Annotated in this window: 9 protein-coding genes and 1 pseudogene; 3 read left to right on the top strand and 7 right to left on the bottom strand. The window is 72.1% G+C overall.

Annotated features, from left to right (window positions below):
- Nucleotides 1-1,045: 1,045 nt before the first annotated feature.
- Complete coding sequence (locus BUE48_RS01850; RefSeq protein WP_286988530.1) at nt 1,046-13,354, bottom strand: non-ribosomal peptide synthetase; 12,309 nt, start codon at nt 13,352-13,354, stop codon at nt 1,046-1,048.
- Between the two features lie 141 nt (nt 13,355-13,495).
- Here BUE48_RS01850 and BUE48_RS01845 point away from each other — a divergent pair, with 141 nt between their 5' ends.
- The gene (locus tag BUE48_RS01845; RefSeq protein ID WP_012850755.1) at nt 13,496-14,821 is read left to right on the top strand and encodes a salicylate synthase; all 1,326 of its coding nucleotides are present in this window, start codon (nt 13,496-13,498) and stop codon (nt 14,819-14,821) included.
- An 80-nt stretch (nt 14,822-14,901) separates the two neighbouring features.
- Here BUE48_RS01845 and BUE48_RS01840 read toward each other — a convergent pair whose 3' ends face one another.
- The 5 genes and pseudogenes from BUE48_RS01840 to panD all read right to left on the bottom strand — a co-directional run bounded on the left by BUE48_RS01840 (nt 14,902) and on the right by panD (nt 19,830).
- Nucleotides 14,902-15,630, bottom strand: coding sequence for a YqeB family protein (locus tag BUE48_RS01840; protein WP_286988529.1), 729 nt, complete (start codon nt 15,628-15,630; stop codon nt 14,902-14,904).
- 213 nt (nt 15,631-15,843) lie between these two features.
- Entirely contained in the window at nt 15,844-16,395 is a 552-nt protein-coding gene (locus BUE48_RS01835; RefSeq protein WP_286988527.1) for a hypothetical protein, read from the bottom strand.
- 568 nt (nt 16,396-16,963) lie between these two features.
- Nucleotides 16,964-17,714: pseudogene (locus tag BUE48_RS01830) on the bottom strand (VOC family protein).
- 130 nt (nt 17,715-17,844) lie between these two features.
- Nucleotides 17,845-19,419: a (2,3-dihydroxybenzoyl)adenylate synthase gene (locus BUE48_RS01825; RefSeq protein WP_286988526.1), complete on the bottom strand. Its 1,575-nt coding sequence runs from the start codon at nt 19,417-19,419 to the stop codon at nt 17,845-17,847.
- A gap of 3 nt (nt 19,420-19,422) precedes the next feature.
- A complete protein-coding gene (gene panD / locus BUE48_RS01820) occupies nt 19,423-19,830 on the bottom strand; it encodes an aspartate 1-decarboxylase (RefSeq protein WP_012850750.1) in 408 nt (135 codons plus the stop codon).
- A gap of 77 nt (nt 19,831-19,907) precedes the next feature.
- Here panD and BUE48_RS01815 point away from each other — a divergent pair, with 77 nt between their 5' ends.
- On the top strand, nt 19,908-21,275 hold the full coding sequence (locus BUE48_RS01815; protein WP_286988525.1) for an MFS transporter: 1,368 nt from the start codon (nt 19,908-19,910) through the stop codon (nt 21,273-21,275).
- A 108-nt stretch (nt 21,276-21,383) separates the two neighbouring features.
- On the top strand, nt 21,384-21,797 hold the full coding sequence (locus BUE48_RS01810; RefSeq protein WP_012850748.1) for a VOC family protein: 414 nt from the start codon (nt 21,384-21,386) through the stop codon (nt 21,795-21,797).
- 609 nt (nt 21,798-22,406) lie between these two features.
- Here BUE48_RS01810 and BUE48_RS01805 read toward each other — a convergent pair.
- On the bottom strand, nt 22,407-23,213 hold the full coding sequence (locus tag BUE48_RS01805; protein WP_286988524.1) for an endonuclease/exonuclease/phosphatase family protein: 807 nt from the start codon (nt 23,211-23,213) through the stop codon (nt 22,407-22,409).
- Nucleotides 23,214-23,638 lie beyond the last annotated feature (425 nt).

The raw sequence follows: 23,638 nt of genomic DNA, 5'->3' as shown, positions 1-23,638 counted from the left end.
GCGCACGCGGGGATGGTCCCTGGCCGCCTTCGCCGACCCCGCCGGGGCCGCCCTGCTCCCCGCGCACGCGGGGATGGTCCTGACGGACAGTGACATCCCCCGTGGGGGAGCGGCTGCTCCCCGCGCACGCGGGGATGGTCCCGACGCGACGATCATCAGCCCATCCACCGCCAGCTGCTCCCCGCGCATCGTGCCAGTCTGGGAGGGCGGCCCAGTAGGCGGCGAGCGCGGCTTGGCATGGCCGCCGCGTCTTGCGGTATGGGGCGTTACGGGGACGGGAGACGAGGAGTGGTTGTGCGCAATTGCCACTCTCCGCAGAGCTATATTGTCAGCGTATCCGGGTAATCGGGCGGGGTAGGTGTGTCACCATCGCCCCATGGGCCGTAATGACACCCCCAAGCCAGACCCGTGCGCCACCTGCAACGGCCAAGGCGGATGGTGGGAATACGGCAACGGCCAACCGGGCAAAGCCAAGCCCAAACGGTGGATCAAATGCTGGGACTGTAACGGAAGCGGGGAGCGGAAGTGAACGATCTCCACGAGGCTCCTTGCCCGGCCTGCCGGGGGCGCGGCGAGATCGTCATGACCGGCCGGAAGGGCAGTGCGTGGATCAGCATCCAGTGTGAGGACTGCCGTGGCACTGGCCTAGCCGACCCGCCCCCACCACAGCCGCGCTACCGGCCGGACGGCACCCGTATCCCCGAGGACGGTGAGGAGTACGACGAAGCGGTGCACGGGCCGCTGCCGGCGGCCACTCTCACCTCCGCAGCCGTATGCAGTGCCTGTTTCGGGGCGAGGAGGCTGCTGTCTCCGGACGGCTCGTCCAGGCCGTGCCCGCGCTGCGCCCGGCAGTAGCCCCAGGCCCCACCCGGCATGGCCTGACAGATGCAGCGAACGACACAGGCAATGCATGTCTTGTGAGCAAGAAGCAACCTTGGCCTCAGGCCAACCCGCGGGGATGATCGCGAGGAGGTCCGCATCACCTCCTCGCTGTGGGTGTGGCCTGTCCGGTGGCCGCCCAGCGCTGAGCTGCCACCGGGTGGGATCAGGACAACCGACTAAGCAGGGCGTTCACTGAGGGAGCGGTCATCAAGGTCGCCACCTTCAGGTGCTCGCAGCCCGGCTCTTGGCGGAGGCGGCGGACCAGCTTCATCGCCAAAAGGGAATGGCCGCCCAGGTCGAAGAAGTCATCGTCCGGGCCTACCGCGTCCACCCCCAGGACCTCGGCGAAGATGCGGCAGAAGGTCGCCTGGCGGTCGTCGTGGTGGTCGGTGGTGGTCTGCCGGTCGGGGCCGGTGACGGTGCGGGCCGTCAAGGGGGACGGGAGGGCGCTTAGGGGGATGGTCGAGTCGGTTGTCACCTTCTCCAGCAGATCTAGCAGGCCTGAAGCCATGGTGTCGGCGGTGGATTCGTCGAACAGGTCGGCCGAGTAGTCCAGGACCAGGCGGAGGCCGCCGTTGGGTTCTTCCCGGAAGATGAAGTCCAGGTCGAACTTGGCGGCGGATGGGCCTACCAGGGCGTTGCGCTGTTCCAGGTCGGGGAAGCGGACCTCGGAGCCTGCCTGGTTCTCATAACCGACCATCACCTGGAACAGGGGGTTGCGGCCGGGGACGCGGCGGGGGCGCAGGGCCTCCACCAGGGCTTCGAAGGGGAGGTCCTGGTTGGCCAGGCCGGCCAGGTCGGCCTCGCGGATGCGCGACAGCAGCTCCGCGAAGGTGGGGTTGCCGGAGCAGTCGGCGCGTAGCACCAGAGTGTTGACGAAGAAGCCGACCAGGTTGCCCAGGGCCTCGTCGGTGCGGCCTGCGACGGGGCTGCCCAGGGGGATGTCGTCGCCGGCGCCCATGCGGTGCAGCAGGGCGGCCACCGCGGCCTGGCCGACCATGAAGACGGTGGCTCCGCCTTCGCGGGCCAGGCGGCGGACGGCCTTGACCAGGGACGGGGGCAGGTCGCGGATGACGGTGCCGCCGCGTTGGCCGACCGTGCCGGGGCGGGGGCGGTCCACCGGCAGCGGGATCTCCTCGGGGATGCCGGAGAGGGCCTGGGCCCAGTAGGCGAGCTGGCGGGCGTGGAGGCTGCCGGGGTCCAGCGGGTCGCCGAGCAGTTCCCGCTGCCAGAGGGTGTAGTCGGCGTACTGGACGGCCGGGGGCTCCCAGTCGGGGGCCTTGCCCTGGCGGCGGGCGGTGTAGGCCTCGACGACCTCGCGGGAGAACGGGCCGAAGGAGCCCTCGTCGAAGGCGATGTGGTGGAAGACCGCCAGCAGGAGGTGTTCGCGGTCGCCGGTGCGGAACGCCGCCGCGCGCAGCGGGATGTCGCGAGCCAGGTCGAAGGGGCGTTCGATGAATTCCTGCGGGGTGCAGGGGTCGATCTCCAGCGGTGGACGGGCCTGGTCGGGCGGGAGGATCCGCTGGTAGGGGGTGCCGTCGTGGTCGGCGAAGACCGTCCGCAGCGTTTCGTGGCGGGCGATGACGTCCCAGATCGCCGCCTCCAGCGCCTCCAGGTCCAGTTCGCCGCGCAGGTACACCCCCAGGGGCAGGTGGTAGGCCGAGCGGGGGCCGTCGTCCTCGCGCAGGAGCTGGTCCAGCAGCCATAGGCGGCGCTGGGCGAACGACAGCGGGATGCGCTCCGGCCTGGGCCGGGGGGTGAGGGCGGGGCGTTCCTCGGTGGCGTCGGCGCGGCTGTGGATGCGTTCGGCCAGTTCGGCGACGGTGGGGGCTTCGAACAGGTCGCGGATGGCCAGCTCGCCGCGCAGCACGGTGCGGGCCCGGCCGATGAGGCGGGTGGCCAGCAGGGAGTGGCCGCCCAGGTCGAAGAAGTTGTCGTCGATGCCGACCTCCTTGACCTGGAGGACCTCGGCGAACAGCGAGCACAGCAGGCGTTCGACCGGGGTGCGCGGGGGGCGGCCGGTGCCGCGGGGGCCGCTGCCGGCGTCGGGGGTGGGCAGGGCTCGGCGGTCGAGTTTGCCGTTGACGGTCAGGGGGAGTGCGTCCAGCGTCATGATCACGCTGGGGACCATGTAGCCGGGGAGTTTGGCCTTCAGGCCCTCGCGGACCCGTCCGGCCAGGGCGCCGTGGTCGCGGGCGGCGGCCGGGTTGTTGGCGTAGGTGCGGCCGGGGACGGCCGGGAGGCAGGCTTCTCCCCCGCCGAACACCGCGTCGTAGTGGCCGATCTGCTCGGACGGGGTGATGATCACCTCGGGGTCCAGTTTGTAGAGCGTCTCGGGTTCGACGCCCTGTGGCGGGGCCTGCAGCAGGGTGCGGGCCTCGTCGGGGGGCGCTCCGTTCTCCAGGGCGCGCAGCGCCGCGATCTCGCCGGAGAGCCGGGGGTCGGGGATGCCGCGGACCCGCAGCCGGCCGGGCAGGCGTTTTTTCAGGTCCTCCAGGCCGTTCCATTCGATCACGGGTGTGTCGCCGGACGGCCCGTCGAACGGCGGCTTGTGGACGATGACGTCGTAGCGGTGGCGGGTCAGTTCGTTGTGGTGGACGCCGCGTTTGGTGCGGATCTCCACTCGGGCCGGCAGGTTCAGGGAGGTGAAGAACGCCGGGTCGAGCAGGAGTTCCTTTTCCATGCGGACGGCGCGGTCGATGGCGGGCAGGTCGCCGCCGCCGCGGCCGAGCTGGATGGCGGCGTGGAAGGCGCGCAGCGTCCGCAGGTCGCGGATGTCGCCGAGGAACAGGCGTCCGCCGGGGACGAGCAGGTCCAGGGACCGGGTGATGACGTCGGCCAGGTAGTCGGCGGTGGGGAAGTACTGAGCCACCGAGTTGATGACGATGGTGTCGAAGAAGCCTTCCGGCAGGCCGGTGAAGTCGTGGGCCGCCTGGCAGCGCAGCGTCACCGGCCAGGACGGGTCCACGTCCTTGTGCAGTTTGGCGATGACGGGGCCGGCGAAGTCGGTGGCCCAGTAGCTTTCGGCCTCGGGGGCGAGTTTGGACAGCAGCAGCCCGGTGCCGCAGCCGATCTCCAGGATGCGGCGCGGCTGCAGGGCGCGGATGCGGGCGACGGTGGCATCGCGCCATTCCCGCATGTGTTCCAGGGGGATGGGCCGGCCGTCGTAGCTGCTGGTCCAGCCGGCGAATTCCTCCACGTGGACGGCGGTGCCGACCTGGGTGTACTCGTCGTCGTAGATTTGGCGCCACTCGGTGAGCTGTTCCTCGGCGGCGCCGGGGCGGGCCTGGCCGTCGGGGACGATGTAGCCGATGAGGCGTTTGACGCCGGGCACGTCGGTGTCGGCGGCGACCACGGCGGCCTGGCCGACGCCGGGTTCGGCGGCCAGTGCCGCTTCGACCTCTTCCAGTTCGACCCGGTAGCCGCGGATCTTGACTTGGTCGTCGGTGCGGCCCAGGAAGTCGATGTTGCCGTCTTCGCGGACGCGGACCAGGTCGCCGGTGCGGTACATGCGTCCGCCGGGCGGGCCGAAGGGGTCGGCGACGAAGCGTTCGGCGGTCAGGTCGGGGCGGCCCAGGTAGCCGCGGGCCAGTCCGGCGCCGGCGATGTACAGCTCGCCGGGGGTGCCGGGCGGGACGGGGCGCAGCCAGGGGTCGAGGACGTAGCCGCGGGTGTTCCAGATGGGTTTGCCGACGGTGGGGGTGGCGCTGTCTTCGGTGCCGCCGCCGAGGGTGTTGATGGTGTACTCGGTGGGGCCGTAGAGGTTGTAGCCGAGGACGCCGTCGGCTTGGGCGAGGCGTTCCCACACCGCGACCGGGACGGCTTCGCCGCCGAGCAGCACCAGCGGGGGGCGGTGCGCACCGTCCAGGAGTCCTTCCTCCAGGAGCTGCTGGGCGTAGGTGGGGGTGACGTTGATGACGTCGATCTTGTGTTCTTGCAGGTAGGCGGTGAGGGCTTCGGCGTCGCGGCGCAGGTCCTCATCGCAGACGTGCACCTCGTGGCCTTCGATCAGCCACAGCAGCTCCTCCCAGGACATGTCGAAGGAGAAGGAGACGGTGTGGGCGATCTTCAGGCGTCGGCCGGCCGCGCTGACCACCGGGTCGAAGATGTTGGCGCGGTGGTTGTACTGCATGTTGGTCAGGCCCCGGTAGGGGGTGATGACGCCTTTGGGGCGTCCGGTGGAGCCTGAGGTGTAGATGACGTAGGCGGGGTGTTCCAGCCGGCCGGGGGTGGTGCGGGTGAAGCCGGGCAGTTCCTCGTCGGTGAGGTCGGTGCCGGGCAGGGCGGCCAGGCGGTTTCGGGTGTGCGGGTCGTCCAGGAGGATCGCCGGGCCGTCGTAGTCCAGTCCGGCGGCGATGTCGCGGTGGGAGACCAGGCAGGACGGGCCCGCGTCCGCGATCATGTAGTTGAGCCGTTCGGCCGGGTAGTCCAGTTCCAGCGGCAGGTAGGCGGCGCCGGTCCGCAGCACGGCGAACAGGGCGATCACCATTTGGGCGGAGCGGGGCAGCGCCAGCGCCACCACTTTCTCCGGTCCGGCGCCGTGCTGTTTGAGGAGCCGGGCCAGCCGGTTGACCTCGCCGATCAGTTCGGCGTAGGTGAGGCGGACGTCCGGCTGGGAGACCAGGGCGATCTCGTCGGGGATCTGGCGGGCCCGTTCGGCCAGCAGCTCGGCGATGGTCAGGTCGGGCACCGGGTGTTCGGCCTCGGCCCAGGTGCGGCGGATCTGCTCGTGCTCGTCCGGCAGCAGCGCATCCAGGCGGTGGCAGGGGGTGTCGGGGTTCTCGGCGATGGCCTGCAGGATCTGCACGTAGCGGTCGGTGAGGCGGTGGACCTCCGGTTCTGTGAAGGCGTCGCCGCGGTACATCACCCGCAGGTGGGCGTCGGGCTCGGCGACCATGGTGATCGGGTAGTGGGTGGCGTCGCGGACCTGCCGTTCCACCAGGCGCACATCCCGGCCGGGGCCGAAGGCGCGGTCGGTGGGGATGCCGGGGAAGTTCTGGAAGACGAACAAGGTGTCGAACATCGTCCCCAGCCCGGTGGCCTGCTGGATGTCGGTCAACGTGACGTGGAAGTGGTCGAACAGGTCGGCGTGGGCGTTTTGCACCCGTTCCAGCACCGTGGCCAGTGGGTCGGCCGGGCCGGCCTGGACGCGCACCGGGACGGTGTTGAACAGCAGGCCGACGATGGATTCCACGCCGTCCACCTCCGGGTGCCGGCCGGACACCGACACGCCGAAGACCACGTCGTCGCGGCCGGTCAGCGCCATCAGCAGCAGGCCCCAGGCGGTCTGGTAGACGGTGCCGAGGGTGATGCCGCGGTCGCGGGCCAGCGCCTCCAGCCGGTCGATCAGGCCGGGCGGCAGGGGCCGGTGGATCTCCCCGGCGTCGGCCAGGTCGGCGGGGCGGTCCAGCAGTTCGGGTTTGAGCAGGGCGGGGGTGTCGAAGCCGGACAGGGCGTGCCGCCAGGCCTCCAGGGCGGCCTGCCGGTCGCGTCCGCCGACCCAGTCCAGGTAGGCGGTGAACGGGGTGACGGGGCGGGCGTGCTCGGCGGCCGGGTCGGTGTAGAACTCCATGAGCGAGCCGATCAGCAGGCCGCCGGACCACCCGTCCAGCAGGATCAGCTCTGAGGTCAGCACCAGCCGGTAGTCGCCTTCGCCGACCCGGGCCAGGCCGAAGCGGATCAGCGGGGGCCGGTCGGGGGTGAAGGGCCGGGCCCGCTGCTCTTCGATGAACGCTTCGAGTTCCTCAGGAGTGCGGACCTCGGCGTAGGTCCAGGGCACGTCGAAGTGTTCGGGGATGAACTGGACGGTGCGCGCCCCGTCGGTGCGGAAACCCGCCCGCAGGTTGGGGAACTTCTCCAGCACGCGCCGCGCCGCATCGGCCATCCGCTCCGGCTGCAGCGGCCCGGAGAGCGTCACCACGGCCTGCTGGACGTAGATGTCGCGGCCTTCCCCGGCCATCAGCAGGTGGAACAGCAGCCCTTCCTGCAGCGGCGACAGCGGCAGCTCCACCTCACCGACCGGGTCCGCGGACCCCCCGGCCGCCGCGCGCCCCATCCCGGCACCGAAGGCACCGGCCGCCGCAACGTCCCGGCCACCGGACGCGGCACCGGCACCATCACCCGTCCCAGCCGACAGGCCACCTGCCCCGGCACCCAAGACACCAGCCGACACGGCGCCCCGACCACCAGGCGCGGCACCTGCACCGCTGCCCGTTTCAGCCGGCTCGGCGGGCAGGCCGCCCGTTCCGGCGGCCGAGGCATCGGTTGGTGCGGCGGCTGCGCCATCGGCCCCGGCGGAGGTGGCGGCGGTCCCGGGCTCGGGCTGTGCACCGGTGGACGGGGCCGTCTCAACGGGCTGGGCGGCCTCTGCCAGGGCGGCGATGGTGCGCAGGCGGAAGACGTCGCGGACGGTGAAGGTCAGGCCGGTGCGGCGGGCGCGGGCGACCAGGAGGGCGGCGCTGATGCTGTCGCCGCCGATGCGGAAGAAGTCGTCGTCGGCGCCGATGCTCTCGCGGCCGAGGAGTTCGGTGACCAGGGCGGCCAGGGTGCGTTCGGCCTCGGTTCGGGGGGCGCGTCCGCGGCCGGTGCGGCCGGGTTCGGGGAGGGCGCGGCGGTCGATCTTGCCGTTGGGGTTGAGCGGCAGCTCGTCCAGGACGACCAGGTCGGAGGGGACCAGGTAGTCGGGCAGCAGCTCGCGCAGGCGGTCGTGCAGGGCCGAGGTGTCGGCGTCGCCGACGAGGTAGCCGACCAGGCGGCCGGAGTGGGCGGTCACGGCGGCGCGGCGGACGCCGGGCTGGGCGGCCAGTACCGCTTCGATCTCGCCGGGTTCGATGCGGAAGCCGCGGATTTTGATCTGGTCGTCGGCGCGGCCGAGGAACTCCAGGCCGCCGTCGCGGCGGCGGCGCACCCGGTCGCCGGTGCGGTACAGCCGGGAGCCGGGCGGGCCGAAGGGGTTGGCGACGAAGCGTTCGGCGGTGCGGGCCGGGTCGTTCAGGTAGCCGCGGGCCAGGCCGTCGCCGGCCAGGTACAGTTCGCCGACCTCCACTTCGCGCAGGGCGTCGTCCAGCACGTAGGCGGTGGTGTTGGCGATGGGGTGCAAGGTGGCGGCGCCTTCGGCGATCAGGCTGTCGCCGGCGGCCTCCGAGCAGCCGTACAGGTTGATCAGGCGGGCGCCGATGCGGTCGGCCAGGCCGGCGGGCAGGGCCTCGCCGCTGCTGATCCAGGTGGTGACCGAGCCGAGGTCGCCGGCTTCCAGCAGGGCGGCCAGCAGGCTCGGCACGACGGTGACGGTGCGGGCCCGGTAGCGGTCGATGAGTTCGGCCAGGGCCACGGGGTCGGTGGCGGTGGCGTCGTCGGCGATCAGCACCGGGTCGCCGGCGAGCAGGCCGCCGAGGAGTTCGGTGGTGCCGTCGATGAACGCCGGGGAGCTCTTGGCCACCCGCATGCCGGGTTCGACCAGGTCCAGGCCCCAGGCCAGGCGGTTGGCCAGGGCCCGCTGGGTGCCGACGACCGCCTTGGGCGTGCCGGTGGAGCCCGAGGTGAAGATCACGTAGGCGGGGTGGTCGGGCAGGATTTCGACGCGTTCGCGGGGCGGCGCGTCGGCCGGGGGTTCGTCCCGGCCGAGCACCAGCAACGGCCGGGCGGCCTGCAGCATGTGGTCGATGCGGGCCTGCGGGTAGGTCACGTCGATCGGCAGGTAGGCCGCGCCGGTTTTGATCACGGCCAGCAGTGCGGTGACGAACTCCGCCGAGCGCGGCAGGGCGATGGCCACCACCTGCTCGGGTCCGGCCCCGGCCGCGGCCAGCCGGTCGGCCAGTTCCTCGGCCCGGCGGTCCAGCTCGGCGTAGCTGATCACCACGTCCTGGGGCGACCGGCCGGCCGGGTCGTTTTCCGCGGTGGCCGCCGCCTGCCCGCTCCCGCCGGGCAGGATCAGGGCGGGGGCGTTTGGGGTGCGGGCGGCCTGTTCGGCGAACAGGTCGGCGACGGTGCGGCCGCCGAAGTCGCGGGCGGTGTCGGGGTGGTCGAAGGGCGGCAGGAGCTGCGACAGGCGCCGGCCGGGGTGGCGGACGGCCCGGGTGAGCAGGGCGGCGAGCCGGTCGAACAGGGCGGTGACGGTTTCCCGGTCGTACAGGTCGGTGGCGTAGGCGGCCACGCCCTCGATGCGGTCGTCGCCTTCGGCGAAGTAGACGTCCAGGTCGAACTTGACGCCGCCGGTCTTCGGCAGGAACGGCTCGGCCTCCACGCCGGGCAGCTTCAGGCGGGCGTCGGCCAGGCGCTGGTGGACGATCATCACCTGGAACAGCGGGCTGCGGGCCAGGGACCGTTCGGGGGCCAGCCGTTCGACGACCTGCTCGAAGGGGACGTCGGCGTGGGCGAAGGCGTCCAGGTCGGCGGTGCGGACCCGTTGCAGCAGCTCGGTGAAGGTCGGGTCGCCCGACAGGTCGGTGCGCAGCACCAGCAGGTTGACGAACACGCCGACCAGGTCGGCCAGGTCCTCGTCGGGGCGGGCGGCGATGGGGGTGCCCAAGGCGATGTCGTCGCCGGCGCCGGCCCGCTGCAGCACGGCCGCCATGGCCGCGTGCAGCACCATGAACACGCTGGTGCCGGTGCTGCGGGCCAGCTCGCGCACCCCGTCCAGCGGGAGCTGGAAGGTCACCTGGTCGCCGCGGTGGCCGGCCTCGGCCGGGCGGGGGCGGTCCGGTGGCAGGGTGGTCTCCTCCGGCAGCCCGGCCAGGGCCCGTTCCCAGTGGTCGAGCTGGTGGGTGTGGTCTTGGGCGGCGTCCCAGACGGTGTAGTCGGCGTATTGGACGGGCAGCGGCGCCCAGTCGGGTTCCCGTCCTTGTGCGCGGGCGGCGTAGGCGCGGGACAGGTCGGCCAGCAGGGGGGTGAAGGACCATTCGTCGGCGGCGGCGTGGTGCTGCAGCAGGATCAGCGTCCACGCCTCGTCGTCCACCCGCAGCAGCGTGGCCCGGATCGGCAGGTCGACGCCGAGGCGGAAGCGGTGCCGCGCCGCCTGCGCCTCCGCCTCGGCGACCTGGTCGGCGGGCAGTCCGCGCAGGTCACGGACCTCGAAAAGTTCCCCGCCGGGCGGCAGGACGCGCTGGATCGGCAGCCCGTCGGGGCCTTCGACCAGCAGGGTGCGCAGCGCCTCGTGCCGGGCGACCACGTCGCCGAACGCGGCGCGCAGGGCGGCGACGTCCAGCGGGCCGCGCAGCCGGGCGCCCAGCGGCACCGTGTAGGAGACGGACGGGCCGTGCATGCGTTCTTCCAGCCACAGTCCGCGCTGGGCGGCGGAGGCGGGGACGACCTCGGGCCGGGTCACGTCGCGCACCCGGGTGCGGGTGCCCTCCACCAGGCGGGGTGCCAGCTGGGCGACGGTGGGGGCTTCGAAGACGTCGGCGATGGTCAATTCGGCGCCGAGGGCGGCGCGGATGCGGCCGGCCAGGCGGGCGGCCAGCAGGGAGTGGCCGCCGAGGGCGAAGAAGTCGTCGTCGATGCCGACCTCGTCCACGCCGAGTGCTTCGGCGAACAGTTCGCACAGGGCTGTTTCGCGGGCGTCGCGGGGGCGGCGCCCGCCGGTTTCCAGGTGCGGGGCGGGCAGGGCGCGCCGGTCCAGTTTGCCGTTGACGGTGCGGGGCAGGGCGTCCAGGACGACCAGGGCAGAAGGCAGCATGTACTCGGGCAGGGCGCGGGCGGCGGCGGCGCGGACGGCCGTCTCGTCCAGCCCTTCGGGGCCGGGCACCAGGTAGCCGACCAGGCGTTTGTCGCCGGGCCGGTCCTCGCGGACGATCACGGCGGCCTGGGCGACGCCGGGCTGGGCGGCCAGCACCGCCTGCACTTCGCCCGGTTCGATGCGGAAGCCGCGGATCTTGACCTGGTCGTCGGTGCGGCCCAGGTATTCCAGCGTCCCGTCGCGTCTCCAGCGGGCCAGGTCGCCGGTGCGGTACATGCGGGTGCCGGGCGGGCCGAACGGGTCGGCGACGAACCGTTCGGCGGTCAGGTCGGGGCGGCCGATGTAGCCGTGGGCGAGCTGGGCGCCCGCCAGGTACAGCTCGCCGGGGACGCCGGGCGGGACGGGCCGCAGCGAGGCGTCCAGCACGTAGGCGCGGGTGTTCCAGAAGGGGCGGCCGATGCCGGTGGAGGGCAGTTCGGCGGAGGTCGCCCAGATGGTCGCCTCGGTGGGGCCGTAGACGTTGGTGGCGCGGGAGGCGACGCGGGTGAGGGTGTCGGCGAGGGCGGCCGGCAGGGCCTCGCCGCCGACCAGTACCCGCAGGCCTTGCAGGGCGGCCGGGTCCAGGGAGCCCAGCAGGGACGGGGTGGCCTGCACGATGGTGGCGTCGGCCAGCAGTTCCGCCAGCGCGGCCGGGTCGCGCACGGCGTTGCGGGAGGCCAGCACGACGGTGGCGCCGCTGATCAGCGGCACGTACAGCTCCAGGGCGGCGATGTCGAAGGCGATGGTGGTGACGGCGACCAGGCGGTCGCCGGGGCGCAGGGCGAGTTCTTCCCGCTGCATCAGCAGGAAGTTCGTCAGCGCCGCGTGCGGGACGGCCACGCCTTTGGGCCGTCCGGTGGAGCCGGAGGTGTAGATGACGTAGGCCAGGTCGTCGCCGGTGACGGGCCGGGAGGGGGCGGGGGCGGGCGTCCGGTCGCCGAGCACCAGCACCTCGGCGTCGTCGGGCAGGACGGCGCGGGTCTGCTCGGTCGCCAGCGTGCACAGCGGGGCGGCGTCCTGAAGCATGTAGGCCAGGCGGTCGGCCGGGTGGTCCAGGTCCAGCGGCAGGTAGGCGGCGCCGGACTTGAGCACGGCCAGCACCGCGGCGACCAGGTCGCCGGTGCGCGGCAGGGCCAGTGCCACGACCTTGCCGGGGCCGGCGCCGCGGGCGCGCAGCAGCGCGGCCAGGCCGGAGGCGCGGCGGTCCAGTTCGGCGTAGGTGAGGGTGCCGGTTTCGCTTTCGACGGCGATGGCGTCGGGGGTGCGGGCGGCCTGTTGTTCGAACAGCTCGACCACGGTGGTGGCGGGGACGGGCCGGTCGGTGGCGTTCCACTCCGCCAGTTGCCGCCGCTCACTCTCGCTGAGCAGTTCCAGGTCGGTGATGCGGCGGCCGGGGTCGGTGACGGCGCTGCGCAGCAGCGTCTCCAGGTGGGCCAGCAGCGCGTCGATGCGTTCGTCGTCGAACAGTTCGCGCCGGAAGGTGGCCTCCACTTCCAGGCCGTGGGAGCGGGCGAACGCCTCCAGTGACAGGTCGAAGTGGACGGCGCCGCTGGGGATGTGCGTCCACCAGGAGGTGATGCCGGGCAGGTCCAGTTCGCCGATCTCGTGGGCGAGGTACATGAACATGGTGTCGAAGTAGGGCGAGCGGCCGCGCGGGCGGGCCGGTCGCAGCTCTTCGACGATCTTGTCGTAGGGCAGGGCCTGGTGGGCGAAGTCTTCGGTGCAGTTCTGGCGGACCCGTGCCAGCAGCTCGCGGAAGGTGGGGTTGCCGGACAGGTCGGTGCGCAGCACCAGGGTGTTGCCGAAGTGGCCGATCAGCGGCTGGGTCTCGGCGTGTTCGCGGCTTTGCACCAGGGAGCCGACGGGGATGTCGGTGGCGCCGGTGTAGCGGTGCAGCAGGGCGGCGTAACCGGCCAGCATCACCATGAAGGGGGTGGCGTTCTCCCGGGCGGCCAGGTCGCGGATGCCGGCGGTGACGGCGTCGTCGAAGCGGCGGACCCGATGTCCGCCGGTTTCGGAGACGGTGGCGGTGCGGGGCCGGTCGGTGGGCAGGTCCAGCGGCTCGGGGGCCGGGTCGAGGCGCCGCCGCCAGTACTCCAGGTCTTCTTGGGAGAGGGGACGCCGCTGTTCCCAGGCCGCGTAGTCGGCGTACTGGATGGGCAGCGGGGCCAGGCCGTCCGGTTCGCCGGTCAGCGCGGCGCGGTAGAGCGCGGCCAGTTCGCCGGACATCGTTCCCCACACGGTGCCGTCGCAGGCGATGTGGTGGATGACCACCACCAGCCCGTGCTCGCGGGGGGCGAGGCGCAGCAGTTCGGTCCGGATGGGGCGTTCGGTGCGCAGGTCGAACGGCCGGGCCGCGATCCGGCTCGCCTGTGCCCGCGCCCATGCCTCGGCGTCCGCGCCGGTGCCGGGGTAGTCGCGGACGGGCAGGTCCAGGGAGTCGTCGTCGTGGATGTGCTGGACGGGGCCGTCGTCGTAGGTGGTGCGCAGGATGGCGTGGCGGCGGACCACGCCGCGCAGCGCCGTGTGCAGGGCGCTTATGTCCAGGTCGCCGGACATGCGCACCAGCAGGCAGACGTTGTAGGCGGGGCTGTCGGGGAAGGCCCGGTGGTGCAGCCACATGCTCTGCTGCGCGTAAGAAAGAGGTGCCGGGCCGTCCGATGTGCGAGGGGCGATCCGGGAGGTGTCCCGGCCGATGCCGCGCTCGGCCATCAGTCGCCGCATCAGTTCCCGTCGTCGTGCCGCCGTCTGCTCCTGCACGCTCAACTCTTTCGGTTGGGGCCCGCTTGAGGACCGGGTGGCAAACGCTGGTTAGGTTAGCCTTGCCTATCAAAATCACACAAGGTTAGCCTTACCTAAGTTGATCGGGAGCGGTCCGATCCTGCAGAGGATGGGTTTGCTGTGTCCTTCGGTGTGCGCACGGACGAGATCGGCCTGGAGGCGGCCGAACTGACGGTCGAGGTCACTTCCGACCCCCCGCAATTGATGGCCCAATTGGCGGAATCAGGGCTGTTCAGGGACTTCGTCGTTTACGAACGGCCGGGTGAGTGGACTTTCGCCGGGGGCGCACTGGGCGAGGTGGCCTTGGAATCGCAGACGGTGCGCACCCGCTGGGCGGGCCGCCCCGAAACCGTCCGCCCCTGGTCGGGACGCCCGGCGGCCGCGCTGCAGGAGGCGTTCGCCGAGGCCCCCTGGCCGGCCTGGAACGCCTACGGCTGGGTGGCCTTCGAGTTCTCCTGCCCGCAGGCGCTCCGGTCGCAGACCCGGCTGGCGCACCTCATCGTCCCCCGCCTCCAGGTGCGCGCAACGGCCGGCCGCGCCGTGGTGACCGGGGCGGACGCCGCCGAAGTCGAGCAGGTCGGCAGGCTGCTGGCCGACCCCGCGCCGCGTCCGGCGCCGGTGCCGTCCCCGGTGGACGTGCGCACCGGCGACGACTACCGCGAACGCGTCGCCAAGGCGCTGGAGGAGATCGGCGCCGGGCTCTACCAGAAGGTCATCGTCTCCCGGCGGCTGCCGATCGGCTTCCCGGTGGACGTGGTCGGCACCTTCCTGGCCGGGCGGGCCGCCAACACCCCGGCCCGCTCGTTCCTGCTCGACCTGGACGGCTTCCAGGCCACCGGCTTCAGCCCCGAAGTGGTGGCGCAGACCAGCGCCGACGGCACGGTGATGACCCAGCCGCTGGCCGGCACCCGCGCCTTCGGCCTGGACGCCGACACCGACGCGGCCCGGCGGCGCGAACTGGAAAACGACCCCAAGGAGATCTTCGAGCACGCGGTGTCGGTGCGCACCTCGCAGCAGGAGCTGTACCGGGTCTGCACGCCCGCAACGGTGCAGGTCACCGGGTTCATGACGGTCAAGGAGCGGGGCAGCGTGCAGCACCTGGGCTCCAGCGTGCACGGCCGGCTGGCCCCCGGCCGCACCTGCTGGGACGCCTTCGAAGCGCTCTTCCCCGCCGTCACCGCCTCCGGCATCCCCAAGCCCGAGGCGATCGAGGCCATCACCCGCCTCGACGAGCCGCGCGGCCTGTACTCGGGCGCGGTGCTGGCGGTCTCCCACGACGGGGCGCTGGATGCGGCCCTGGTGCTGCGCGCCCTCTACCAGCAGGGCGGGCGGGCGTGGCTGCGCGCCGGCGCCGGCATCGTCACCGGCTCCACGCCCGACCGCGAGTACGAGGAGACCTGCGAGAAGCTCTCCAGCGTCGCCCCCTACGTCGTCCCGCTGCGCTGAAGGACCTCTCCTCCTCCACCGCCCGCCCCGCGCGTTCTGCGCGGGGCGGGCTTCGCCGTCCCAGCAGCCGGACGCCCGGTTCACCCCAAAGGCGGCGGGACGCAGCGCCAGAACTGGCGTTTCTTGCCGTCCTCCCGGACGACCACGCCCAGCCGCCCCAGCTCCTCGCGAAGCTGCGCCGCCTCCTCCCCGTCCCCGCTGTCCAATGCTTTGGCCCGGGCGCGCAGCAGCGCGTTCGCCCCCGACGGCAGGCCGGGCATGTCGGGCACCCAGCGCCGGTACTCGTCCCGGTGCGGGTCCCCGCCGGGCGACCACGGGTAGCCGTGCGCCTTGAAGGCCCTGGCCAGACGCTCGGCGCCCGGCAGGTCGGCGCCCTCCCGGGCCGAGTACACCAGCAGCTCCCGGCCCCGGCGGTCCAGCAGCACCAGCCGTCCCTCGTCCACGAACACCGCCCCGACGGACGCCCGCGGCACCGACCGCTCGGCGCCATCGCGAACGCAGACCACCCGATCGTCGCCGACGGCCACGGTCACGTATTCGCGTTCGGCCACGAAGGCCAGCACCAGACCCGCCACCGCGCCCAGCCCCATGCAGCCCAGCGCGGCGGGCAGATCAGGCAGGGAGTCCACCAGCTCGAACGGCCCGCGCATCGGCACCCACCGCAGCGCGACCACCCACCCGGCCACCAGCCACACCAGCCCGCCCAGCACCGCCCCCGCGACCGGGAACCCACCCCAGATCAGCGCACGCTCCCACCGCGCACGCCCCACCACGGTCACCCCGGCACCGGAAACGCGCTCAGCAGCCATGGCCCATCCCGCGACTCATGCCCCCACCATGGCCGCCTCCCCGGAACCGGCGCAGCCGCCGATCGGCCACCCTTCTTCGACCAAAGTCGCCACCACCATCGCCTTCCGGCGATCCCCCAGAACCCGCCCCCGCCCAGCAAGACGCCTCGCCCCGCCACGGCCAACCCGGCCACCGCCATCGCCCCCTCGACAGCAGCTCCGGACCGGATACCGCTAGGGAAAGCCAGACGCCCCGGCACTCCCCCGCAACATGGGCAGCTCCCAGCCGCTTCGGCGGGCGGTGTCGGCCGCCGACCGGAAGACCCATTCCCGCCAGGCGGGTTCACGGTCTGCCAGGACGAGGGTGGTCCAGCCGCCGCCCATGCAGTACGGGCCGCCGCAGACGCCACCGACCAGTTCCCGCCACCTGTCGAAGCTCTCGTGCCGCAGCAGGGCGCAGGCGTCGGTCACCACCAGGCACTGCCGCTGCGAGACAGGGCGTTCGCCGAGCTCGCCGAGGAAGTCCTCCCAGCTTCGGCTCGCCCGGTAGGGAAGTTGCATGGCCGTGACGAACTGGGCGATGGCCTCGGTGGTCGTCGGGCATGCCGCGCCCAGCACCATCCGCGTCTGGACGCCGTCGGCGTCCAGGGCGCTGTCGAGGCGCGTGACCAGTTCCCAGGCGTCCTCGGCGGAAAGGTCCACCGCCACCGGCCGTCCCGGCATGCCGGTCAGCCGCCCGGCGAGGGCGTCCAGAAAGTCCTCGCCGGGGTCCGGTTCCTGCCGCATGGTCCCATCATGAACGGCGCCGGCGGCGCGGTCCGGCGATCGCAGCCGTTCCCCGGGCGGGACCGGGCCTTTGAGGGGCGGGCGGGTTCCGGCGCCGTCCGGCCGTCCACGCCGCGGCCGCCGCCAGGACGATCAGCAGCGACAGAGCCGGCACCCAGGCGCCGAACCGCACGAACGGCGTGTCCTCCTCCTGGGACGGCGGGACCTCGACCGAGGAAGAGGCGGGTCTGGTCGGCGGGCCCCCACGCCGGCGCCCGGCCTCTGGCGTCGAAGGCGGCGGCGGTGCCGCTCACGGCGACCGGCACCGCCGGCCGTCCGCTCTCCACCGCGCGCAGCGGCCCGCTGTCCTGCTCTGTCGCTACCTCCGCAGTCCGGGCGGACGATCGGACGTTCATGCGCACGCTCCGCCGTCGCAGCGCATCTGGTATCCGATCCACCGCTGTGGTTCCGTCCGCTGTCCTCGCCACGGCAGGGCCGCAGGCGGCCTACGGGAACGCGAAAAGCGGGGCTCCGACGGCTTCCGCGTCTCTCAGCGGCGAAAGCGACGGCACCGAGACCGGGGTCTGCTTCACATGGGGGTGAGGACGCAGAACTCGTTGCCCTCCGGGTCGGCCAGCACCGTCCACGGGACGTCGCCCTGGCCGATGTCGATGTCGACGGCGCCGAGCGCCCGCAGCCGGTCCACCTCCGCCGCCTGGTCGTCACCGGGGTAGGGGCGCAGGTCGAGATGAATGCGGTTCCTTGCGGTCTTGGCGTCGGGCGTGCGGAGGAACTCCAGGTACGGGCCGACGCCCTTGGCGGAACGCAGCACCGCGCACTCGTCGGTCACCACGTGCACGGTCCAGTCCATCGCCTCGCCCCAGAAGCGGGCCATGGCCCGCGGATCGGGCCCGCGGATCGGTGCAGTCGACCACCACCGCGGCGACCGGTCCGGTGTCCCGGTACACCGGGCGGGGTTCCAGCACGCAGAACTCGTTGCCCTCCGGGTCGGCCAGCACCGTCCACGGGACATCGCCCTGGCCGATGTCGACGGGTGTCGCGCCGAGGTTTTCCAGACGCGCGACCAGGTCCGCCCGGTGGGCCGCCGAGGTGGTGGCGAGGTCGAGGTGCACGCGGTTCTTCACCGTCTTGGGGCTCGGGTCGGCGACGATGCCGATGCAGACGGCGGTGGGATCGGGATAGGTGAAGCCCTCGGGCTCGAGGCTGGTCACGCCGGGCCCCTCGCTGGAGAGGCTCCAGCCGAGCGCCTGCGCCCAGAACCGGCCGAGCGCAGAGTCGTCATGGGCCTTCATGTGAATCTGCACGAGCCGCGTCGCCATTCACCGATGGTATGCCCGCGCGCCGATCTCCCACGTGGGCCATGCCATCGCGCCAAGTAGCGGACTGGAATGAAACGGCCCCCGGCGAGCGCGCCGGGGGCCGCTGCCCGTGCCGGTCCGTGCCCTTCGGCTAGGCCTTGTCCAGCATGGCGAGGAGCGCCTTCTTGCTGATCTTGCCGACGGGGGTGCGGGGGAAGGCGTCGACCACTTCGATGCGGTCGGGCCACTTGTAGTCGGCCACTCCGCGGTCGCGCAGGAACTCCTTCACCTCCCGCAGGGTGGGCGGGGTGCCGCGGGCGACGAGGAACGCGCAGGTGCGTTCGCCCATGACCGGGTCGGGCACGCCGACGACCGCCGCGTCGTGGACGGCCGGGTGGGCGATCAGGTGGCCTTCCAGCTCCTCGGCGGCGATCTTCTCGCCGCCCCGGTTGATCTGGTCCTTGTGGCGCCCCTCCACCACCAGGTGGCCGGACGGCAGCCGCCGCACCAGGTCGCCGGTGCGGTAGAAGCCGTCGGCGGTGAAGGAGCGGGCGTTGTGCTCGGGGGCCTTGTAGTAGCCGCGCAGGGTGTAGGGGCCGCGGGTGAGCAGCTCGCCGACCTCGCCTTCGGGGACGTCCTCGCCGGTGTCGGGGTCCACCACGCGGATCTCGTCGGCCGGGGACAGCGGGCGGCCCTGGGTGGTCTCGATCAGCTCGGGCGGGTCGTCCAGGCGGGTGTAGTTGAGCAGGCCCTCGGCCATGCCGAAGACCTGCTGCAGCTTGCAGCCGAGGACCCCGGGGATCTTGGAGGCCGGTTCCGTGGCCAGTTTGGCGCCGCCCACCTGCAGCAGCTGCAGGGACGACAGGTCCTCCTCCGACCAGGTGGCCGCGTCCAGCCACAGCAGCGCGATCGGGGGGACGACCGCGCAGACGGTGGCGCGTTCCCGTTCGATCAGCGGGAACGCCGCGTCCGGGGAGCCGGAGGGGGCCAGCACGACCGTGCCGCCGACCGACAGGGTGCCCAGCAGGCCGGGGCAGGCCAGGGCGAAGTTGTGGGCGGCCGGCAGCACCACCAGGTAGACGGTGCCGGAGGTGAAGCCGCAGACCTCGGCGCTGGCGGTCAGGTTGTAGACGTAGTCGCGGTGGGTCCGGGGGATCAGTTTGGGCAGGCCGGTGGTGCCGCCCGACAGCAGGAACAGGCCCACGTCGGCCGGGTCGGGCCGCTCCAACGGGATGGGGTCGGCGTCCAGCTCGGCCAGGGGGGTGAACTCGGCGGCCTCGCCGTCGACGATGACGTGCTCCACGCCGCCGAGGGAGCGGGCCAGCTCGCGGTAGTCGTAGCCGGCGTGCCGGTCGGGGATGATGTAGGCCTTGGCCTCGGCCAGCTCGCACAGGTAGCCGATCTCGCTGTGCCGGTGGGCGGGCAGGGCCAGCACCGGGGGCGCTCCCAGGCGCATCAGCGCCAGGAAGACGATGACGAAGGACGCGGTGTTGGGCAGCTGGAGCACCACCCGGTCGCCGCGCCGGATGCCCAGGCGGTGCAGGCCGGCGGCGGTGCGGTCGATGCGCCGCTCCAGCTCGGCGTAGGTCAGGCGCTCATCTTTGGCGACCAGGGCGACGCGGTCGGGGTCGCCTTGGGGAACCTCGCCCAGCACGTGGTCGCCCCAGTAGCCCTCGGCGATGTAGCGCGCGGCCAGCTCCTCCGGCCAGGGGGTGAAGCCTTCCATCGCTCAGCGCCCCGCAAGCTGGGCCGGCACGCCGGGCACGGGCTCGGCCGCATCGTCCCCGAGCGCGACGATGCGGTTGTGTTCGTCCACGTGGACGACCTTGGGGCGGTGCGAGCGGCGTTCCTCCTCGGTCAGCGCGACATAGGAAATGATGATCACCATGTCGCCCGGCTTGACCAGGTGGGCCGCGGCGCCGTTGATCCCGATGACCCCGCTGCCGGCCTCGCCGGTGATGGCGTAGGTGACCAGCCGGGCCCCGTTGGTGACGTCGACGACCTGGACCTGTTCTCCTTCGACGATGTCGGCGGCGGCCATCAGGTCCGCGTCGATCGTCAGGGAACCCACATAGTGCAGGTTCGCCTGTGTCACGGTGGCGCGGTGGATCTTTCCGTTCATCAGGGTGCGACGCACGGTCTGCCCTCTCCGCTGGAGATTCACTAAGGATAGGCTAACCTTAGCTACTCCCTTCCCGGAGGAGAACCCCGACGATGCTCCGCCGCCTGGCCCTGGACGTCAGCCCGCTGCGCACCAGCAGGCCGTTCCGCAACGTGTTCATCGCCCGGACGGTGTCGGTCTTCGGCATCGGGATGCTGATGGTGGCGCTGCCGGTGCAGGTCCACCAGATGACCGGCTCCACCCTGCACGTGGGCGCGGTGTCCGGCACCGGCGGCCTCGCCCTGCTGGCCGGGCTGCTGTGGGGTGGGGTGATGGCCGACCGCAACGACCGGCGCACCCTGATGCTGCGCGGCCGCATCGCCGCCGGGATCGGCTTTGCGCTGCTGGCGCTGAACGCCTTCCTGCCCTCCCCCTCGCTGGCCGCGCTGTACGTGCTGGCCGCCTGGGACGGGGTGACCACCGGGATCAGCCTGACCGCCCTGCTGGCCGCCACCCCCGCCCTGGTCGGCCCGGACAAGCTGGTGGCCGCCGGGGCACTGAACGCGCTGACCGTCCGGCTCGGCTCGATGCTCTCCCCGGCCCTGGGCGGGGTGGTGATCTCGGCGTTCGGCGTCGGCTGGAACTACACCGCCGCCGCGGCGGGCACGTTCGGCACCCTGGGACTGCTGACGGCCCTGCCCCCGCTCAAGCCGGGCGGCCCGCCCGTCGTCGCCGGAGCGGGCGAAAGCGGCGCGCTCGGCAAGACCGGCGAGACCGCCGAAGCGGCCGCCGGCTCCGGCGGTGCCGTTCCGGCCGCCCAGAACACCGAAGCGGACGAGGAAACCGGCGGCGCAGAGGCGGCGCACCCGTTGCGGGCGATCGGCGCCGGGCTGCGCTTTGTGGCCGGGCACCGGGTCGTGGGCGGGCTCATGCTGCTGGGCCTGCTGTTCATGGTGGCCGGCGGCATCCCCGTGCTGATGCCGGCGTTCGCCACCGAGCAGCTCGGCGGCGGCCCCACCACGGTCGGCCTGCTGTACGCCGCCCCGGCCTGCGGAGCGGTGCTCGCCTCGGTCACCAGCGGCTGGACCAGCGCCCTGCGCGCCCCCGGCCGGGTCCTGCTGATCGCCTCCGTCGCCGGTTTCGTGATCCTGGCCTGCCTGGGCCTGGCCCGCCACCCGGCCCTGGCCGTGGCGGTCCTGTTCGGCTACGGCTTCGTCGCCTCCATCGAGGAGATCCTGCGCTACGGCCTGATCCAGACCCACACCCCCGACGGCTACCTGGGCCGGGTCAACGCCCTGTGGTCGGCCCAGGACACCGCCGGCGAGGCCGTGGGCTCGGTGAGCGCCGGCGCCCTCGGCCGCTATCTGGCGCCCGGCGACGCCATCGTCGTCTACGGCGCCGTCAGCGCCGTGCTGGCCCTGATCCTGGCCGTCTTCCTCACCGGATTGCGCACCGCCACCCTGCGCCCCGAAACCGCCTGAGCGGGACGACACGCCCGTCCCGGACATCCCTGTTCACCGGAGAAGGATCTTCGAACATACGTACGATCCCTTCGTGGGGTGACCCCTTATCCCGAAGGGAGACAGCCGGTGAACTGGACGCTCGAGGTGGTGCTCGTCCCGGTCTCCGACGTGGACAAGGCCAAGGACTTCTACGCCGACAAGGTCGGCTTCAACGTCGACCACGACATCAACGGCTTCGACGGCAAACGCATCGTTCAGCTCACCCCGCCCGGGTCCGGCTGCTCGATCGTCATCGGCGAGGGCCTCACGGAGATGGCCCCCGGCTCGCTGAAGGGCCTGCAACTGGTCGTCAACGACGTCCGGGCGGCCCGCGCCCGGCTGGCAGAGCGCGGCGTCGAGGTCAGCGAGGTCCAGGTGGTGAGCCCGACCGGCGCCCGCCCCGCCCGGGAGGACGACGACCTTGACAACGTCGGCTTCATCCACTTCACCGACCCCGACGGCAACGCCTGGGCCGTCCAGCAGATCACCTCACGCCCCTAGGACCTGTCGTCAAAGCCCCCGGGCCGACCCCGGCCCGGTCGCGTCCGGCGACGCTCCGCCGACGCACCGCGGGCATCGCGGCGCCCGGTAGGCCCTGCGCGATTCCTTTGACGACACGCTCTAGCACTTTCTCGCCGGCGTGTTCGGGGTCCTCGACCGGCCGGTGAAGCGCGGTCGGGGTCCAGGGGACGTCTTCGCACCTGACGATCGGCACCACTGACTTCGCATACCGCCGATTGCCGGCCGCCCGCCGAGTCCTGGCGGCCGTCGCCGAGGGGCGCCTGAAGACGCCGGAGTTCGTCACCAGGGACGTGACCTGGACCTCTGAGATCGGCATCGACCCCGCCAGCCCTCTCTACCAGACCCTCAGCGCCCCTTCGGTCCCCACGTGGGCGGGCATCCTGGCCGCTCAGCTCGAACGTTCCCTTGCCCGCTTCTACCCGCAGACGATGCAGCACGACCCGCTGACCTTGACCGCGGCACTGCGACTGCCATTCGTCGATTTCGACGAAATCGCCGTGACGATCGACGACAACGGCATGCTGATCGAGCAGGACGGCGGAACCCGGCTGTCAGGAGCCGAGGGCAGACAAGCTGCGATATGGAAGGCTAACGCTTCGGACACAGCCGGGCGTACAGCCCGATGTGATCGGACAGGTAGGACGGTCCGCCGGCCAGTGGTTCCCGGTCGGTGAAGAGAGTCCCTGTGCTTTCGACCCCGATCGACTTGGCGACAAGGATGAAATCGATGCAATGCGGCCGCTGCCCGGGCTTCAGGTAAGCGGAATGGAAAGTCGGAGGGCAACTGCCGGCGAAGGCGTCGACCAAGCCGGTGGCGGCGAGGAAATCCCGGTGCAGAGTGCTGTCCCTGGCCACGTTGAAGTCGCCGCATACGACCACCGGGTCCTCGATTTCCTGGACGAGGCGTGCCAGAGCGGTGAGCTGACCTTGCTGCAGCGGGCGGAATCGGTTGGCATCCGACCAGTCGCCGTCGCCGTTGGCCACGGGATGCGTGTTGATGACGCACACTCCCTGATCCCTCAAAGGAGTGATCAACGCCCCTTTCAGGGCCGCCTTGAAACGGACGGTGCGGGGAAGGCCGGGCGAGGACGGGAGGAGAGGGAAGCGCCGATACCCGGACTTGCCCGTAGGCAGCCGCGACAAGGTCACCAGGCCGCCGGCAGGCCCAACCAGTGCACGCCGGTAGGCCAGGTGCCGGAAAGAAGGCATCCCCGCCGACAGCAGCCTCAAATGGCGGTGGGTGAAGACTTCTTGAAAGTTGACCACGTCAATGTCAGAGGATTCGAAGAAAGCCGCGATCGCTCGGTAGCGTTCGGCCAGATTCGATCCAAAGAGCGGCAGCCCGCGCGTGTTGAAGGACGCGACGGTCACCCCTCGGCCGGCCTGTCGACTCATCGACACCCTGCCTCCTGAATCTCCTGACTCCCAGGATCCCGGACCGCTGAGCCTCCTCCAACACGCCGTCCCCGTAGGCCGAGACGGGGCGTCGCGGTCAGAGAGGCTGCCATGACCTACAACGCTCCAGTGCCGGACATCATCGGGCTCCCGTCTCCGGCGCCTGAGGCCACGTGTTGAAAAGGGTTCAGTGGCTCCCGTAAGCCTCGGCAGCTTCCGCTCTTGCGGATTCAACTTGGTGGGCCGCGCGCCGAGCACGGTCGGCTGCAACGGGGAGAGCCACAGCCGACCACGCGCACAGCCTGCGTTCAAGGGTCGTCCAAGCACAGGGTGGACGATCCCGTGTCCCTGCCGGATCGGACGCGCGGGTCGCAGTATCCGCGTCATCCGGCTGGTGCGGTTCCCGTCCGGGAAAGCACGCCGGT

The sequence above is a fragment of the Thermomonospora sp. CIF 1 genome (assembly GCF_001896795.1).
In the GTDB taxonomy this organism is placed as follows: Bacteria; Actinomycetota; Actinomycetes; order Streptosporangiales; family Streptosporangiaceae; genus Thermomonospora; species Thermomonospora curvata.
Note: the sequence above shows the minus strand (reverse complement) of the source record. Positions and strands in the feature narration are given on the sequence as shown.

Excerpts from the sequence above, each read along its gene's own strand:
- BUE48_RS01835 (WP_286988527.1), bottom strand. The coding sequence starts at position 16,395 with ATGCGGCAGGAACCGGACCCCGGCGAGGACTTTCTGGACGCCCTCGCC.
- BUE48_RS01840 (WP_286988529.1), bottom strand. The coding sequence starts at position 15,630 with ATGGCTGCTGAGCGCGTTTCCGGTGCCGGGGTGACCGTGGTGGGGCGT.
- BUE48_RS01805 (WP_286988524.1), bottom strand. The coding sequence starts at position 23,213 with ATGAGTCGACAGGCCGGCCGAGGGGTGACCGTCGCGTCCTTCAACACG.
- BUE48_RS01815 (WP_286988525.1), top strand. The coding sequence starts at position 19,908 with ATGCTCCGCCGCCTGGCCCTGGACGTCAGCCCGCTGCGCACCAGCAGG.
- BUE48_RS01825 (WP_286988526.1), bottom strand. The coding sequence starts at position 19,419 with ATGGAAGGCTTCACCCCCTGGCCGGAGGAGCTGGCCGCGCGCTACATC.